Origin of the sequence: Burkholderia sp. SIMBA_051 (assembly GCF_046534915.1) — a bacterium.
GTDB lineage: Bacteria > Pseudomonadota > Gammaproteobacteria > Burkholderiales > Burkholderiaceae > Burkholderia > Burkholderia ambifaria.
Genome location: NZ_JAWRXS010000001.1, coordinates 159,947 through 175,196 on the forward strand (window position 1 = coordinate 159,947; position 15,250 = coordinate 175,196).

Sequence of the window (15,250 nt, forward strand, 5' to 3'; positions counted from 1 at the left end):
GGGCAAGGCCCGCGGGCCCTTGACAGTCGCGCCATGCGAACCACACTGGATGACATATGGCCCGGGTGCGCGAACGCCGTTTCGCGCCTCCGACGCGTAACCGACCGATGCGCGGAATCGCGTTAACACTCCCGCATGTCAGGACATTGATCGAAGAAAAAGCAACAAGTTACAATTCCGTATATATTTCGCCGATGGACCAAAGAAAAACCGCCAAACACCCGGAACCGCCGCTGCCACGCACTTGGGATGCGCGGCTCGCGCGCGCGCTCGTCCGGCCGCTGATCGACACGCCGGTCACCCCGAATCACCTCACTACCCTTCGTCTGCTGATCGGCCTCGCCGGCGCCTGGTGCCTGGCGCAAGGCGGCTTCGGCTGGAGCAACGCAGGCGCATTCCTGATCGTGCTGTCGAACTTCGTCGACCACACCGACGGCGAACTCGCGCGCATCAGCGGCAAGTCCAGCAAGATCGGTCACTTTTACGACCTCGCGGCCGACGCGCTCGTGACGGTCGCGCTGTTCGTCAGCATGGGCGTCGGCATCGTCGCCCAGGGCGGCCAGATGGCCGCGTCGCCGGTGCTGCTCGGTGCGCTGGCCGGCGGTGCCGTCGCGCTGATCTTCTTCCTGCGCATGCGGATCGAGTCGGTCGCCGGCAAGGCCGGCACCAAGCAGGCGTTCGCCGGCGGCTTCGAGACGGAAGACGTGCTCTACCTGCTGCCGCTCGTGACGCTCACCGACAGCGTCCAGCCGTTCCTGCTCGCGGCGTCGATCGGCGCCCCGCTGTTCGCCGCATGGGTCGTGATCGACTGGTGGCGCATCGTGCGCCGCGGCAACACCCCGCAGAATTCAACCGAAATCCAGGCTTCCAAATGACTTCTAGCACGCGCGACGACTCCGTGCTGAGCCCGGCACGCCCCGCGCCTGCGCGCGCGGCGGCGGCCGATCCCGATCGCACCGTGGCCGGCTGTGTCGGCCAACTCGACCTCGACCGCCTGCGCAGCGACTACACGCGCCAGGGGTCGTTCCTGTATCTGGACGCGTTCCTGCCGCCCGACGCGCACGCGAAACTCGCGGCCGCCGCCCGCGCGCTGCAGCCCGGCCTGAACCGCAATTACCTGCCCGGCCACAAGCAGGGCGGCAGCGTGAGCCGGCACACGATCGACGAAAAGGCACCGTACATCGCGGAGCTGTACCGCTCGAAGGCGCTGATCGGCTTCCTCGAGAAGATCACGGGCGACAAGCTGATGGTGTCGCCGGAGAACGATCCGCACGCGTACGCGCTGTACTACTACACGAAGCCGGGCGACCACATCGGCTGGCACTACGACACGTCGTACTACGACGGCCGCCGCTATACGCTGCTGATCGGCGTGATCGACGAATCGTCGTGCCGGCTCGACTACGAACTGCATACGCGCAATCCGGACGTGCCCGACGAACCGGGCTCCGTGCAGATCGCCGACGGCGGCATCGTGCTGTTCGACGGCGACAAGCTGCGCCACCGGATCACGCCGCTCGGCCAGAACGAGACGCGCGTATCGCTGACTTTCGAATACGTGACCAACCCCGGCATGCGGCCGTGGAAGCGCTTCATCTCGAACATGAAGGACGCGATCGCGTATTTCGGTTTCCGCCAGGTGTTCAAGCAACTGGCCACGCGACGGTCGAGCGGGTCATGACACGCGCCGGCCTGATCCTGCTGTCCCTCGGAACGGCACTCTTCATCGCCCTGCTCGCGTGGCAGGGCGTCGGCGCGGTCGCGTCGACGCTCCTCGCGGCCGGCTGGGGCCTCGCGCTCGTCGCGGCGTTCCACGTCGTGCCGCTCGTGATCGACGCGTTCGCGGTGTCCGTGATGTTTCGCCGCGGTCAACCGGCCGCCGAGCTCGGCAATGCGCTGCGTGCGCGCTGGGTCGGCGAATCCGTGAACAGCCTGCTGCCCGCCGGGCAGATCGGCGGCCCGGTGCTGATGGTGCGCTACCTCGCGCAGCGCGGCACGCGGATGGCCGATGCGGCCGCCGCGATGACCGTCGGCACGACGATGCAGGCGCTCGCGCAGATGGCGTTCGCGCTGATCGGCATCGCCGCGTTCAGCCTGTATGCGACCCACGATTCGGTCGCTCACCTGCGCACGCCCGCGCTGATCGCCACCGGCGTGCTCGGCGCCCTCGCCGTCGCGTTCTACGCGGCGCAGCGGCGCGGGCTGTTCGGCCGCGGAATGCGTCTCGCGTCGAAGCTGCTCGGCCCGCGCGACTGGTCGTCGCTGGCGACCCGCGCGGATGCGATCGACAACGCGGTCGCCGCGCTGTACCGCGATCGCGCGAAGGTCGCGAAGACCTTCGCATTGAGCCTCGCCGGCTGGATCGCCGGCACCGCGGAAGTGTGGCTCGCGCTGCACTTCCTCGGGCACCCGGTCAGCTGGCTCGACGCGCTGCTGCTCGAGAGCGTCGGCCAGGCGATTCGCGGTGCGGCGTTCGCGATCCCGGGCTCGCTCGGGGCACAGGAAGGCGGTTACCTGCTGCTCGCCCCGCTGGTCGGCCTGCCGCCCGACGCGGCGCTCGCGCTGTCGCTCGCGAAGCGCGCGCGCGAACTCGCGCTCGGCCTGCCCGGCCTGCTCTATCTGCATTTCAGTGAAAGAAACTGGCAGCGGCGCCATGCGCCGCAGCCTCTCGCCGACTGATCGTTCAGATCCGCCGGCTTTTTGGTTGGAGAACCCATGCGAGCCATCATTCTTGCGGCAGGCCTCGGCTTGCGCCTGCAACAACCACCCGAGGCGCAATACCCGAAGTGCCTGCTGCGCTTCGACGACGTGTCGCTGCTCGAGCGCCATCTGCGCGTGCTCGATGCCGCCGGCGTCGATGAAATCGTGCTCGGGCTCGGCTTCCAGTCCGAGAAGGTCGAGCAGGAATTGAAGCGCCTCGGCCGCACCGCCGAGATCGTGATCAACGAGCGCTACGACCTCGGCAGCGTGCTGACCGTGCACACCGTCGCCGATGCGATGACGCGCGGCGGCGACGTGCTGCTGATGGACGCCGACGTGCTCTACGACGAGAACATCCTGCACGCACTGGTGGCCGACTCGGACAAGGCGGTCGACCGCCTGCTGATCGATCGCGACTTCGAAGCCGGCGACGAGCCCGTCAAGCTGTGCCTGAAGAACGGCGTGCCCGTCGAGTTGCGCAAGCAGCTCGCCGTCGACCTCGACTACGACACGATCGGCGAATCGGTCGGCTTCTTCCGCTTCACCGAAGGCACCGCGCGCCGCCTCGCGAAGATCGTCGCCGGCTACGTCGACAGCGGCCGCGCGAACATGCCGCACGAGGAAGCCGTGCGTGACCTGCTGCTCGAAGGCGGCCATTCGTTCGACGTCGCCGACGTCACGGGTTCGCCGTGGATCGAGATCGACTTCCCGAACGACGTCGCACGCGCGACACAAGACATTCTTCCCCTGATTCAACGCACCACGGCAGGAGCCGCACGATGAACGCTCGCGAACCCAACTTTTCCGAATCGCGCAGCGCACGCCTGCGCCGCATGCTCGTCAGCAACGAACTCGAATTCCTGATGGAAGCGCACAACGGCCTGTCCGCGCGGATCGTCCGCGAAGCCGGCTTCAAGGGGATCTGGGCATCGGGCCTCGCGATCTCCGCGCAGTTCGGCGTGCGCGACAACAACGAAGCGAGCTGGACGCAGGTCGTCGACGTGCTCGAGTTCATGGCCGACGCAAGCGACCTGCCGATCCTGCTCGACGGCGACACCGGCTACGGCAACTTCAACAACGTGCGCCGCCTCGTGAAGAAGCTCGAGCAGCGCGGCATCGCCGGCGTGTGCATCGAAGACAAGCAATTCCCGAAGACCAACAGCTTCATCGGCGGCGAGCGCCAGCCGCTCGCGGAAATCGACGAGTTCTGCGGCAAGATCAAGGCCGGCAAGGATTCGCAGAGCGACGCCGACTTCTCGATCGTCGCGCGCGTCGAAGCGCTGATCGCGGGCTGGGGGATGGACGAGGCGCTGCGCCGCGCGAACGCATATGCGGAAGCCGGTGCGGACGCGATCCTGATCCACAGCAAGCTGTCGCGCCCGGACGAAATTCTCCAGTTCGCACGCGAATGGAGCGGCAAGGCGCCGCTCGTGATCGTGCCGACCAAGTACTACAGCACGCCGACCGACGTGTTCCGCCAGGCCGGCATCAGCACCGTGATCTGGGCGAACCACCTGATCCGCGCATCGGCATCGGCCATGCAGGCCGTCGCGCGCGAGATCCATGAAAACGAGACGCTGATCAACGTCGAGGACCGCGTCGCGTCCGTCAACGAGATCTTCCGCCTGCAGGACGCCGACGAATACTCGGCAGCCGAGCGCATCTACCTGTCGTCGTCGTCGCGCGCGTCGAACGCCGCGATCGTGCTCGCCGCGAGCCGCGGCAAGGGGCTCGAGGCCGTCACCGAGGATAAGCCCAAGGTCATGCTGCCGGTCGCCGGCAAGCCGCTGCTGCGCTGGCTCGTCGACGGCTTCAAGACGCACGGCGTGAACGACATCACCGTGGTCGGCGGCTATCGCGCCGACGCGATCGACACGTCGGGCATCAAGCTCGTCGTCAACGAGCGTCACGCGCAGACGGGCGAGCTCGCATCGCTCGCGTGCGCGGCCGAACGCCTGACCGGCGACACCGTGATCTCTTACGGCGACCTGCTGTTCCGCAGCTACATCGTGCGCGACCTCGCGGAGAGCGAGGCCGAGTTCAGCGTCGTCGTCGATTCGTCGCTCACGGAGACCAACCAGAGCGTGCGCGATTTCGCGCTCTGCTCGGCCGCCGACGACCGCGGCCTGTTCGGTCAGAAAACCTACCTGCAACGCGTATCGAGCGACGTCGCCGCAGGCACGCCGCACGGCCGCTGGATCGGCCTGCTGAACGTGCGCGGCGCAGGCGTCGACCGCCTGAAGGCGATGCTCGCGACGCTGCAGGCACGTCCTGATTTCGACACGCTCGATATCCCGTCCCTGCTCAACGAACTGATCGCCGCCGGCGAGAAGATCGAGGTGCAGTACGTGCACGGCCACTGGCGCGGCGTCAACGATCTCGAAGACTTCCGCCGCGCGGGCGACTTCGCGCACGGCCAGACGCCGCTGTCCGAGCCGGGCGCCGGCAACGGGGGCGCGCAATGATCGAAGCGGCCCAGTTCGTCGAGGCCGCGCGCGAGCGCGGTTTCGACTGGTACGCGGGCGTGCCCTGCTCGTACCTGACGCCGTTCATCAATTACGTGCTGCAGGACCCGACGCTGCACTACCTGTCGGCCGCGAACGAAGGCGACGCGGTCGCGCTGATCGCCGGAGCCACGCTCGGCGGCAAGCGCGGAATCGCGATGATGCAGAACTCCGGGCTCGGCAACGCGGTGAGCCCGCTCACGTCGCTGACCTGGACGTTCCGGCTGCCGCAGTTGCTGATCGTCACGTGGCGCGGCCAGCCGGGCGTATCCGACGAGCCGCAGCACGCGCTGATGGGGCCGATCACGCCGGCCATGCTCGATACCATGGAGATCCCGTGGGAGACGTTCCCGACCGATCCCGAACAGGTCGGCCCGGCGCTCGACCGCGCGATCGCGCACATGGACGCAACCGGCCGCCCGTACGCGCTCGTGATGCAGAAAGGCAGCGTCGCGCCGTATGAACTGAAGGCGAACCCGGCGGCGACGCCGCGCGCGCATGTCGCCGCACAGTCGGCCGCACGTGCTGAATCGCCCGCCGCGTGGCCGACCCGCCACGACGCGCTGCAACGCGTGATCGCGCACACGCCGGTCGATTCGACCGTCGTGCTCGCGTCGACCGGCTTCTGCGGCCGCGAACTCTATGCGATCGACGACCGTCCGAACCAGCTGTACATGGTCGGCTCGATGGGTTGCGTGACGCCGCTCGCGCTGGGTCTCGCGCTCGCGCGCCCCGACCTGCGCGTGGTGGCCGTCGACGGCGACGGCGCCGCGCTGATGCGCATGGGCGTGTTCGCGACGCTCGGCACCTACGGTCCGTCCAACCTCACGCACGTGCTGCTCGACAACGGCGCGCACGAGTCGACCGGCGGCCAGGCGACTGTGTCGCGGCATGTGTCGTTCGCGGGCGTCGCGGCCGCGTGCGGCTATGCGTCGGCCGTCGAAGGCGACACGCTCGACGTGCTCGATGCGACGCTCGCCGCGCAGGCCGACGGTACGCAGTTCGTGCGCGTTGCGATCCGCACGGGCGTGCCCGACGGCCTGCCCCGCCCGACCGTCACGCCGGTCGAGGTCAAGACCCGCCTGATGCGGCATATCGGCGCCGCACAGGCCGAAGCCCACGCCGAAGGAGCTCATTGATGCTGCTGCTGAACCCCGGCCCGGTCACGCTCACCGAACGCGTGCGCCGCAGCCTGCTGCAACCCGACCTGTGCCATCGCGAAAGCGAGTTTTTCGATCTGCAGGATGAAGCGCGTGCGCGCCTCGTCGCCGCGTACGAACTCGATCCGGCCGAATGGGCCGCCGTGCTGATGACGGGCTCGGGCACCGCCGCCGTCGAAAGCATGATCGCGGCGCTCGTGCCGCAGGACGGCAAGCTGCTCGTGATCGAGAACGGCGTGTACGGCGAGCGCATCACGCAGATCGCGACGCAGTACGGGATCGCGCATGATGTGCTGAAGCATGAGTGGATGCAGGCGCCTGATCCCGCGCAGATTGGTGCGAAGCTCGATGCGGGTGGGTATTCGCACGTTGCGGTGATTCATCACGAAACGACGACGGGCCGGTTGAATGATCTCGGTAAGATCGCCGACGTATGCCGTGCGCGTGGTGTGAAGATGCTTGTCGACGGTGTGAGCAGCTTTGGGGCTGAGGCGATCGATTTTGCCGGCGGCGTGATCGATGCCGTTGCCGCTACCGCGAACAAGTGCCTGCACGGCGTGCCGGGTGCCGCGTTCGTGATCGTGCGCCGCAGCGCGCTTGCGAAGGCCGCGAGCCGTACTTATTACCTCGATCTCGGTCGGCTTGCGAAGCTGCAGGATCAGCGGAATACGCCGTTTACGCCTTCCGTGCATGCTTACTATGCGCTCGTAGAGGCGTTGCGCGAGTTTGATGAGGCCGGTGGCTGGCGTGCGCGGCATGCTCACTACAAGGCGCTCGCTGATCAGGCGCAGGCTGGACTTGCGGCGCGTGGGATGTCGCTCGTGTTGCCCGAAGGCGCATCGTCGGTCGTGCTGCGTGCGTATCGGCTGCCGCAAGGCGTCACGTACGAGACGCTGCATGACGGGTTGAAGGCGCGTGGCTTCGTGATTTATGCGGGGCAAGGCGGGTTGTCGAAGGAACTGTTCCGCATTTCGACGATGGGGGCGATTCAGGCGGCTGACGTCGATCGGTTGCTGGATGGGTTTACGGAGTTGACGCGGTAAGCGTTGCGCTGCTCGTACGTTCGTCCGCGAAAGGCCCGCAAGGGCCTTTTTTGTTGTTCGCGTGGATCACGGGGAACGCGGGAGGACTAGCGGCATTTGGCCAGAAGGCGACGTTCGGCGCCCGGAAAAACTGGGCGCTGGAGTGGCCGGACCTGCTCTTCAATGCTGCCCGCCGCCATCAGTACGATCGCCTGGTACAACAAAATTTTATGCCAAGCTCACGACCGAGGTGTGGCGGCCGTATGCGCTAGAGCTTGTGGGATGTGGCCGGATACGGTTGGGACGCACCGTAAATTTCTTCCATCAGCAAGGCCTTCTGACGCCGCAAGTGCGCTCGAAAAAGCGCCGGATAATCGGCGGAAACAGCAGCTATAACGCTGGCTCTTACCCTGAGCCTTTCACGCCAGGCATCTACCTTAGGAAAATCGGGGAAAGGCGACGGGCCACTATCTGTTTGCAAAACATCGAAGTAGCGAAAGACGGGGGCAAAGACCGCATCCACCATGCCAAAGGTCTCTCCGTCGAAGTATGGACCAAGGCCCAGAACTTTTTCGAGTTGGGCCAGTTTGTCCTTGAGCGAAGTGGCTTTCACGTTGGCAGTGACATGGTCCTTGGCGTTCAAATATCCCCACGCCTCTGCCAGCGTCGCCGAGCCAAACTCGATCCATGCGCGGTGTTTGGCTCGTTCCAGTGGATCATCTGGATACAGGCTCGGACCAGAATGGGTTTCCTGCAGGTATTCACAAATCGCCATACTTTCAAACAGTACTTCATTGGAACCGCCAGCTTCTTGAACTTGAAGCACGGGTACCTTGCCCGTCGGCGATATTTCCAAGAACCAAGCGGGCTTGTCACTAAGATCAACGTTGATACGCTGAAAAGGAACTTGCTTCTCTAGCAGCACGATGGCCGCCCGTTGAACGAACGGGCACAGCGGGTGGCTAATCAGGGTAAGCGTGGGCATTGTCATGTGAGGCTCGAATGGCCTGTCCAGAGGAAGGGGGCGCAGAGATGTTTTTCCGTGCCCCCTGTTTCCGTGGTTTCGCCGGAGATCTCAAAGCTTGGGGCCGAAGGCACATTCAGCGCCGGTTGTCCGGAGAAGATTTCAATGGCTTGATGAGTCGGTTATGTCCTTGAAGCAAATGATCCGACGACCTGTGGCGAACGCGACGCCCTGGACTCCTGCCGACTTCAAGACGCTTTCACCGGACTCCAGCGTTGCGCGATCAGCGGTTGAGCATGCGGCCGCCATCCACGACGATTTCCGATCCGACCGTCCAACTGGACTCGTCGGAGGCTAGATACAGCACAGCCTTGGCCACCTCCTCCGGTGTACCGAAGCGGCCGAGCGGGATGGTGGCGGCAATGTCCTTGTTGGCTTGCTCGCGGTACGCGTCGGGGATGCCGAGCTTGTCGTACAGCGGAGTGTCGATCGGGCCGGGACTGACTGCGTTGACGCGAATCCCGCGTCCAAGCAGTTCGGTCGAAAGCGTCTTGGACATGTTCAGAAACGCTGCCTTGGTGGCGGCATAAACGGAAGAGCGCTCCGCACCGACGTGCGCACTGACGGACGTGTTGAGCACTACGGACGCAGGGCTCGCGAACACTGGAAGCAATGCCTGGAACAGGAAGTATGGCCCCTTGACGTTGACATCGAACGACCGATCGAACATCTCTTCGGTCCACTCCTCGAACGGCAACCAGACGGATACGCCGGCATTGAGGAAGGCGATGTCAAGTTGGCCGTAGTGGTCCTTGACGGCTTGTGCCAGTTCCCTTTGCGCGGCGACGCTGGCCGAGTCGGCGCGTAAAACCAAGACCTCGGATCCAAGTTCGGCTTTAGCTTTCGCGATCGAATCAGGATTGACGCCAGTAACGACGACGCGGGCGCCTTCATTCAGAAACTGCTTGGCGGTTTCCAGACCGATGCCACTGGTGCCCCCAGTGATGAGAGTACGTTTCCCTTGCAAGCGCGACATTGAGTTCTCCAGTAAGTGGCAACCAACAGTGGTCGACAAGGAGAAGTGTGCATCCATGCTCTGTTGGCGATAAGATGTCCGATTTGCATATATTTCATGCTTTCATTGCATGAATAAGGAGGCAGCTTGGACCGATTTCTCTTGATGACATGCTTCGCACGGGCCGTAGAGATGGGAAGTTTTTCTGCTGCTGGGCGAGATTTGGGCTTGGGACAACCCAACGTTAGTCGCTACGTGGCGGCGCTGGAAGATCATCTCCAAACTCGGCTGCTGCACCGATCCACACGCAAGCTCGCGTTGACGCCGGAGGGCGAACGCTACTACGCAGACATTCGGCGAATTCTTGATGCTGTAGAGGAATCTGAATCGTCGTTCAGGAACAATGTTGATCCATCGGGACTCTTGCGCGTGGCCTGTCCCACCTCGCTTGCACATGCATTCGTGTTACCACACGTGCCTGCATTTTTGGAGCGCTATCCCAGACTGACGCTGGATATCCAGATCAGCGATCGCTACGTCAACCTTGTTGATGAGGGAATCGAACTCGCAATTCGCATCGGACATCTGGAGGACAGTGCGCTACGCGCTCGGCGCATAGGAATGTTCGAGCGGGTGGTCGTGGCCAGTAAGGAGTACCTCGCTAAGCGCGGAGTGCCGCATACACCTGATGACCTGCGCGACCACGACTGCGTGATCTATACCTTGCTATCGTCCGGTGCAACATGGCGCTTTCGTGACACAGATATTCCCGTTTCTGGCAGGCTGAGGGTTAACTCACCCGACGCCGTTCGCGCGGCGGTCAACGCAGGTTTAGGGGTTGGGCATGGGCCGGCGTGGCTGTTTGAGGAAGGGTTAGAAAGCGGTCGCTTGCAGTTAATACTGTCGGGACTTGCTGATCCGGCCGTCCCTGTTCAGATCGTCTACGTTGCAAACAGGCTTCTTCCAACACGGGCGATCGTGTTTATTGAATTCATTGCCGACGTATTTTCAAAGATTTCAGCTTTCAACAAAAATATTCCTTCGCTCAAGCTGTAGGGATTGATTGCTAGCCGCCCAGGAACCTCCTGTAAAACTGAAGAAATGAACACCGTCGGCGGAGCCGGTGCTGCTGCGCCTGACGCTCGGCTGTCAGCAGTCGGGGGCGCTTTCGCTGGAGTCCCTACCGCATTGCCACTTACGCGCGCACGAAGCTGAACGTCACTGATCAAGCGGGGCAAGCGCGCGTGCGGGCAAGTCGCGGTGCTGCCGCCAACGACAATTGCTTTTGAAGCGCCTCCTCCATGTCTTTGAACGTCCGGATGACCGGTCAAGGCTGCCGTCAACGACCCGCGCGCTCATAAGGCTGCTTAGGGTCGTTCTGAGCCAGTAACGGACCACCAGCGAGGTATCCGTCGGAGTTCGGTTCGGCCATTACGAGCCCTTCACGACCGACGCCCCGCATTGGCGCTTAAGTGCCGGAGTAACGCTTGCGATGAGACGCTCGGCACTTGTTCTGCGATCTGCCGCGCCCGCTCGTTTTCATCGCTATCGCCGGGCTTGCAGTGCGGCAACATGAGTGCTCCGTTGCCCGGGCGGCCCCGATGACTGGCGCACTCGAAGGCGTAAACTTCCCGATCATGGTGCTTTTGCTCGGGCCAAACACCAGTGCAAAACGGCGTATTATGCCGTCCGGATCCGCAACACCAAGCCGGGCCTAGCCCGTGCGATGTTGTGCCATGACAGACATGAGAAATGGAATGACGACTACCTTCGACGAGGCGACAACGGCGGCGATCGCCGCGTTTGCCCAATTGGATTTCTACACGGCTGTGCAAGCGATGCGCGCCGAGGCAGATTACGACCACGAACGAGACCAGTGGATCTCGCGCTATATCGACGAGCACGGCGGCGATGCGGACGATGCAGCATACGACGCCTTGCACGCTCAGGCCCAGGCAACCCCGGAATACGCGCAGTTCGTCGATTCGGTTCGCCGGGAAATCCTGGAATACTTCGGCGTGACTGACGATCAACTGGACTGCATGATCGTGCTGCGCGATGACGACAGCGATGAGCTTTGGGCGGAAGTCAATCGGCAGCGGAGCGCGCTGGGAACCGGTGAAGTGCGCGGAGATCTCTGATCGAAAGACGCGAAATACCTTTCCCATTGTCGCCATGAGAGTCTCCCGCTTCGTCCCGCTGTTGGCACTCGTCCTCGCTCCCGCTGCTCACGCCACCGACAACCAGCCCTGCGACGACGCAGCCATCACGGCCGTCGCCCGCTGGGCCGGCATCGCGAGTGCACGCATCGCCACGCGCGACGCGGACCGGCTCGTCATCGCATCGGCGTGCAAGGCGATGCCAAACGCGCCACAGACAACGATCGCAGCCGTCGCGTTCGATTCGTTGCCGAAGAGCGAGAATCCGGGCGGCAACAACAAGCTCCAGGTCATCGCGCTCGTCGAGGGCGGCAAGATTGTCGCGGCTGCGCGCTCGATCGTCGAGGAAGATGCCACGACGGAAGTCGGCCCGGACAGCTATCGCATCGACACCGCGCCGTATCGGCTGTCGCCCGACGTACGCGCATTCGGTGTCGTGTTCCTGAGCAGCGCGCGCGGGCCGAGTTGTCCCGATGCGAATGCGAGCGAAGAACTGACGCTGTGGGTTCGAGAAGGCAATCGCATTCGTCCCGTGTTCGGCACCAATCTGTACGGCTGGGTCAGTGTCGAGGGCGACGCCTGCGGTCCAGGCACCGGCGACGCGCGCAGCGAAGATGCGAACATGACGATCGCCGTCGAGAAAACATCGAGCCATGGCTTCGCCGATTTGTCGATCACGGCACACGTCACGAAAACGCAACGCAAGGACGGCGACTATTCGGAGACGGGCAAGCGAACCGCGCGCACGGTCGTCAAATACGACGGCCAATCGTACGGCATCGATATGTTCCGCGACTTCTGGTATTCGCCCGCCGCGCGGAAGCGCTTCAAGTAAGACGGCGGCAGACCGCCACCTTGCCCGCCTACTCCACCACCTTCGGCCCGATCGCATCGGTCGGCGCCGGCATCCGCAGCGCGTCGTCGCGCACGCGTCGCGCCTCGCGCGCGGTGTAGCGATCCTTCAGCCGCAGGAACGGTTTTTCAACGAGGAAGTAGCTTGCCGTCGCGGCCAGCAGCGCCCACACGATGCCGAGCGGGAACGCATGCGCGACCGGCAGACCCGGATTCGCGAACGGTTGCTGCCACAGATACAGGCTGAACGAAATCGTGCCGACGAACACGACCGGCGCAGCCCGCAGCCAACGCGCGCACCAGAACTCGCTGCGGAAATTCAGCACGACGATCACGATCGCGATCAGCGCGGCCTCGATCGTCACGCCGTAGGTTGCATTCCAGAAGCCGCCGAGCCGACGTTCGGCAAGCGGCATCCCGAACAGCACGATGAAGACGATCGCCGTCACGATGCGCGTCTCGCCGCGCCACGAGCCAATCCACGCTTCGAGCCGTTCGCGGTTGAGCGCCGCATAGCAGCCGATCAGGATCGGATCGACGCCCGTATGCAACATCATCGCGAGCTGCCCGCGCAGCGCCGGCGCGACGAAATACGTGAGCGCGCGCACCAGCGGCACGGCCAGGATCAGCGCGGCCAGCCAGCGCGTCCCGCGGTGGCGGGTGCCGTACACGAACAGCAGCGGCCAGAACCAGTAGAACTGTTCCTCGAGCGCGAGCGACCAGAAGTGACCGAGATACCACGCGCCGTCCGGATGCAGCGCGTTGTCGCCGGCCAGGCCGAACCACGCCGAGTAGTTCCACAGATGCAGTGCCGCATACAGCCACTGGCGGCGATCGACGTCGAGCCAGCCGGCCGCGGCGAGGATGCCGACGACCGCGAGATATACGTAGCAGGCCGGCCAGATCCGCAGCGCGCGGCGCACGTAGAACGACGTCAGCGCAATTCCGCCGGTGCGCGCGAACTCCGCGCGCAGCACGTTGGTGATCAGGAACCCGCTCAGGACGAAGAAGATCAGCACGCCAAGCCGGCCGTCGGCAATCAGCCGAAGCGGCGCGAGCCAGCCGGTGTAGCCGCCCGGCAGCACGTGCTCCGCGTGGCCGACGACAACCATCGTGACCGCGACGGCGCGCAACCCTGTCAGCTGCTTGACGCGATGGTTCATCGGATGGCTTCCGTTGGCACGGTGGAGGGATGGCAGGCCGGCGCGCAATTCCCGATTCCGAGCCAGCGCTGACATGCCGCCGCGATTTTGTCTGAAAAATATCGGAATGAAATTATTTCAAAAATTCAGGGGCGCGGGCCGCCGCGCAGCGGCCCGAATGAATGGGCATAATGACCGGCATTGTCCGGCGGCAGCGGCGGCCAGATGCAGACACAACGAACCTTGCGGCGCCGCAATCCGCGCGCGGCGTTGCCGTATTCCGCCGCATCCCGCGCGCGTCGTCCCGCCGTCCTGTCGACCCTCACCCGGAGCCCTGCCTGTGTACCCACCGATCGAACCCTACGCCCACGGCCACCTCGACACCGGCGACGGCCACCACATCTACTGGGAGCGCTGCGGCAACCCGTCCGGCAAGCCGGCGGTGTTCCTGCACGGCGGCCCGGGCGCGGGCTGCAGCCCCGACCATCGCCGCCTGTTCGATCCCGAGCGTTACGACATCCTGCTGTTCGACCAGCGCGGCTGCGGGCGCTCGACGCCGCATGCCAGCCTCGACAACAACACGACCTGGGACCTGGTGGCCGACATCGAGCGGCTGCGCGAGATGACGGGCGCGGAACAATGGCTCGTGTTCGGCGGTTCATGGGGCAGCGCGCTCGCCCTCGCCTACGCGCAAACACACCCGCAACGCGTGAGCGCGCTCGTCGTGCGCGGCATCTTCACGATGCGTCGCGCGGAGTTGCTGTGGTACTACCAGGAAGGCGCGTCGTGGCTGTTCCCGGACCTTTGGGAAGAATTCCTCGCACCGATTCCGGAAGCGGAGCGCGGTGACCTGATGGCCGCGTACCATCGCCGGCTGACGGGCGACGACGAAGCCGCGAAGCTCGAAGCCGCGCGTGCGTGGAGCCTGTGGGAAGGCCGCACGATCACGCTGCTGCCCGATCCGGCGCTGGCCGAGCACTTCGCGGACGGCCGCTATGCGCTCGCGTTCGCGCGGATCGAAAACCACTATTTCGTGAATCGCGGGTTCGTCGACGAAGGCCAGTTGCTGCGCGACGCGCATCGCCTCGCCGGCATTCCGGGCGTGATCGTCCAGGGCCGCTACGACATCGCGACACCCGCACGCACCGCGTGGGATCTCGCGAAAGCGTGGCCGGACGCGACGTTCGAAATCGTGCCGGACGCCGGGCACGCGTACAACGAACCGGGCATCCTGAAGGCACTGCTCGCCGCAACGGACCGGTTCGCCGCGTAAACGACTCCACGCAAAACGGCGCGGCGCGCCGCATCAGGCACGGCCTGCACGCGCCGCCCCGCTCACAACGCGGCTTCGACGATCGTCCGGCCGCTGATCGCGCGCTCGACGAGCTGTTCGTCCCCGACCTTGCGGATCGCATCGTCGAGCAGCCCTTCCGGCTCCTCGGTCGCCACCTTCAGCAGGCCGGACAGGCCGCGCGCGTCGAGCACCACCAGCGTCTCCATCGAATCCGCGCGGCTCACGAGCACGCGGCGGAACGCAGGGCCCGCGCCGAAGCTCGCGCAGAGCGCGATCGTCTCGTTGCCGAGCGGGTAGTCGAAGTTCTTGATCATTTCTGCCGCCGTTGCAAGGGAATGGCTGCGCGCGACGGCGCGGCGCCGTGACGTCGACGCACCCGCGCGTGCCGCCGGCGCCGGACCGGGTCCGATCCGTTCGCCGGCACCATCATGCTAGGCG

The 15,250-nt window shown here is 64.8% G+C and carries 15 protein-coding genes; 11 read left to right on the top strand and 4 right to left on the bottom strand.

The features are described 5' to 3' along the window. The first annotated feature begins 194 nt into the window (after positions 1-194). From SB771_RS00695 to SB771_RS00725, 7 genes are read left to right on the top strand one after another with little or no spacing between them, the layout of a single operon-like run. On the top strand, positions 195-875 hold the full coding sequence (locus tag SB771_RS00695) for a CDP-alcohol phosphatidyltransferase family protein (protein ID WP_011658562.1): 681 nt from the start codon (positions 195-197) through the stop codon (positions 873-875). Next, positions 872-1,681, top strand: a complete 810-nt coding sequence (locus tag SB771_RS00700; protein ID WP_011658561.1) for a 2OG-Fe(II) oxygenase — start codon at positions 872-874, stop codon at positions 1,679-1,681. The genes SB771_RS00695 and SB771_RS00700 overlap by 4 nt, the downstream gene beginning before the upstream one ends. Then, positions 1,678-2,679 (top strand): HpnL family protein, encoded by a 1,002-nt coding sequence (locus SB771_RS00705; RefSeq protein WP_105830122.1) that lies wholly within the window; start codon positions 1,678-1,680, stop codon positions 2,677-2,679. Before SB771_RS00700 ends, SB771_RS00705 begins: the two co-directional genes overlap by 4 nt. A 36-nt stretch (positions 2,680-2,715) precedes the next feature. Beyond that, positions 2,716-3,483, top strand: a complete 768-nt coding sequence (locus SB771_RS00710; RefSeq protein WP_011658559.1) for an NTP transferase domain-containing protein — start codon at positions 2,716-2,718, stop codon at positions 3,481-3,483. Further along, positions 3,480-5,165 carry a phosphoenolpyruvate mutase gene (gene aepX / locus SB771_RS00715; RefSeq protein ID WP_126225216.1) on the top strand — a complete coding sequence of 562 codons (1,686 nt, stop codon included), beginning with the start codon at positions 3,480-3,482 and terminating at the stop codon, positions 5,163-5,165. Before SB771_RS00710 ends, aepX begins: the two co-directional genes overlap by 4 nt. Beyond that, positions 5,162-6,343: a phosphonopyruvate decarboxylase gene (gene aepY / locus SB771_RS00720; RefSeq protein ID WP_175659426.1), complete on the top strand. Its 1,182-nt coding sequence runs from the start codon at positions 5,162-5,164 to the stop codon at positions 6,341-6,343. Before aepX ends, aepY begins: the two co-directional genes overlap by 4 nt. After that, positions 6,343-7,407, top strand: a complete 1,065-nt coding sequence (locus tag SB771_RS00725; protein WP_175659427.1) for a 2-aminoethylphosphonate aminotransferase — start codon at positions 6,343-6,345, stop codon at positions 7,405-7,407. The genes aepY and SB771_RS00725 overlap by 1 nt, the downstream gene beginning before the upstream one ends. A gap of 247 nt (positions 7,408-7,654) precedes the next feature. On the opposite strand, the gene SB771_RS00730 is transcribed toward SB771_RS00725, so the two are convergent. Next, complete coding sequence (locus SB771_RS00730) at positions 7,655-8,377, bottom strand: glutathione S-transferase family protein (protein WP_175659428.1); 723 nt, start codon at positions 8,375-8,377, stop codon at positions 7,655-7,657. Between the two features lie 256 nt (positions 8,378-8,633). Further along, positions 8,634-9,386, bottom strand: a complete 753-nt coding sequence (locus tag SB771_RS00735; protein ID WP_011658554.1) for an SDR family oxidoreductase — start codon at positions 9,384-9,386, stop codon at positions 8,634-8,636. A gap of 126 nt (positions 9,387-9,512) precedes the next feature. Here SB771_RS00735 and SB771_RS00740 point away from each other — a divergent pair, with 126 nt between their 5' ends. The 3 genes from SB771_RS00740 to SB771_RS00750 all read left to right on the top strand — a co-directional run bounded on the left by SB771_RS00740 (position 9,513) and on the right by SB771_RS00750 (position 12,359). Beyond that, on the top strand, positions 9,513-10,421 hold the full coding sequence (locus SB771_RS00740; protein WP_082089641.1) for a LysR family transcriptional regulator: 909 nt from the start codon (positions 9,513-9,515) through the stop codon (positions 10,419-10,421). A 701-nt stretch (positions 10,422-11,122) separates the two neighbouring features. Then, positions 11,123-11,506 carry a hypothetical protein gene (locus tag SB771_RS00745; protein ID WP_041491437.1) on the top strand — a complete coding sequence of 128 codons (384 nt, stop codon included), beginning with the start codon at positions 11,123-11,125 and terminating at the stop codon, positions 11,504-11,506. Between the two features lie 34 nt (positions 11,507-11,540). Next, positions 11,541-12,359: a multidrug ABC transporter ATPase gene (locus SB771_RS00750; protein WP_175659760.1), complete on the top strand. Its 819-nt coding sequence runs from the start codon at positions 11,541-11,543 to the stop codon at positions 12,357-12,359. A 28-nt stretch (positions 12,360-12,387) separates the two neighbouring features. Here SB771_RS00750 and SB771_RS00755 read toward each other — a convergent pair whose 3' ends face one another. Continuing rightward, positions 12,388-13,539, bottom strand: coding sequence for an acyltransferase family protein (locus SB771_RS00755; RefSeq protein ID WP_175659429.1), 1,152 nt, complete (start codon positions 13,537-13,539; stop codon positions 12,388-12,390). A gap of 319 nt (positions 13,540-13,858) precedes the next feature. Here SB771_RS00755 and pip point away from each other — a divergent pair, with 319 nt between their 5' ends. Next, positions 13,859-14,791 carry a prolyl aminopeptidase gene (gene pip / locus SB771_RS00760; RefSeq protein ID WP_006760245.1) on the top strand — a complete coding sequence of 311 codons (933 nt, stop codon included), beginning with the start codon at positions 13,859-13,861 and terminating at the stop codon, positions 14,789-14,791. 62 nt (positions 14,792-14,853) lie between these two features. On the opposite strand, the gene SB771_RS00765 is transcribed toward pip, so the two are convergent. Further along, on the bottom strand, positions 14,854-15,126 hold the full coding sequence (locus SB771_RS00765; protein WP_060346405.1) for a hypothetical protein: 273 nt from the start codon (positions 15,124-15,126) through the stop codon (positions 14,854-14,856). Between the last annotated feature and the right edge of the window lie 124 nt (positions 15,127-15,250).

Bases quoted from the DNA above. Each gene is read 5' to 3' on its own strand.
- SB771_RS00695 (WP_011658562.1), top strand. From the start codon at position 195: ATGGACCAAAGAAAAACCGCCAAACACCCGGAACCGCCGCTGCCACGC.
- SB771_RS00700 (WP_011658561.1), top strand. From the start codon at position 872: ATGACTTCTAGCACGCGCGACGACTCCGTGCTGAGCCCGGCACGCCCC.
- SB771_RS00705 (WP_105830122.1), top strand. From the start codon at position 1,678: ATGACACGCGCCGGCCTGATCCTGCTGTCCCTCGGAACGGCACTCTTC.
- SB771_RS00710 (WP_011658559.1), top strand. From the start codon at position 2,716: ATGCGAGCCATCATTCTTGCGGCAGGCCTCGGCTTGCGCCTGCAACAA.
- aepX (WP_126225216.1), top strand. From the start codon at position 3,480: ATGAACGCTCGCGAACCCAACTTTTCCGAATCGCGCAGCGCACGCCTG.
- aepY (WP_175659426.1), top strand. From the start codon at position 5,162: ATGATCGAAGCGGCCCAGTTCGTCGAGGCCGCGCGCGAGCGCGGTTTC.
- SB771_RS00725 (WP_175659427.1), top strand. From the start codon at position 6,343: ATGCTGCTGCTGAACCCCGGCCCGGTCACGCTCACCGAACGCGTGCGC.
- SB771_RS00730 (WP_175659428.1), bottom strand. From the start codon at position 8,377: ATGACAATGCCCACGCTTACCCTGATTAGCCACCCGCTGTGCCCGTTC.
- SB771_RS00735 (WP_011658554.1), bottom strand. From the start codon at position 9,386: ATGTCGCGCTTGCAAGGGAAACGTACTCTCATCACTGGGGGCACCAGT.
- SB771_RS00745 (WP_041491437.1), top strand. From the start codon at position 11,123: ATGACGACTACCTTCGACGAGGCGACAACGGCGGCGATCGCCGCGTTT.
- SB771_RS00750 (WP_175659760.1), top strand. From the start codon at position 11,541: ATGAGAGTCTCCCGCTTCGTCCCGCTGTTGGCACTCGTCCTCGCTCCC.
- SB771_RS00755 (WP_175659429.1), bottom strand. From the start codon at position 13,539: ATGAACCATCGCGTCAAGCAGCTGACAGGGTTGCGCGCCGTCGCGGTC.
- SB771_RS00765 (WP_060346405.1), bottom strand. From the start codon at position 15,126: ATGATCAAGAACTTCGACTACCCGCTCGGCAACGAGACGATCGCGCTC.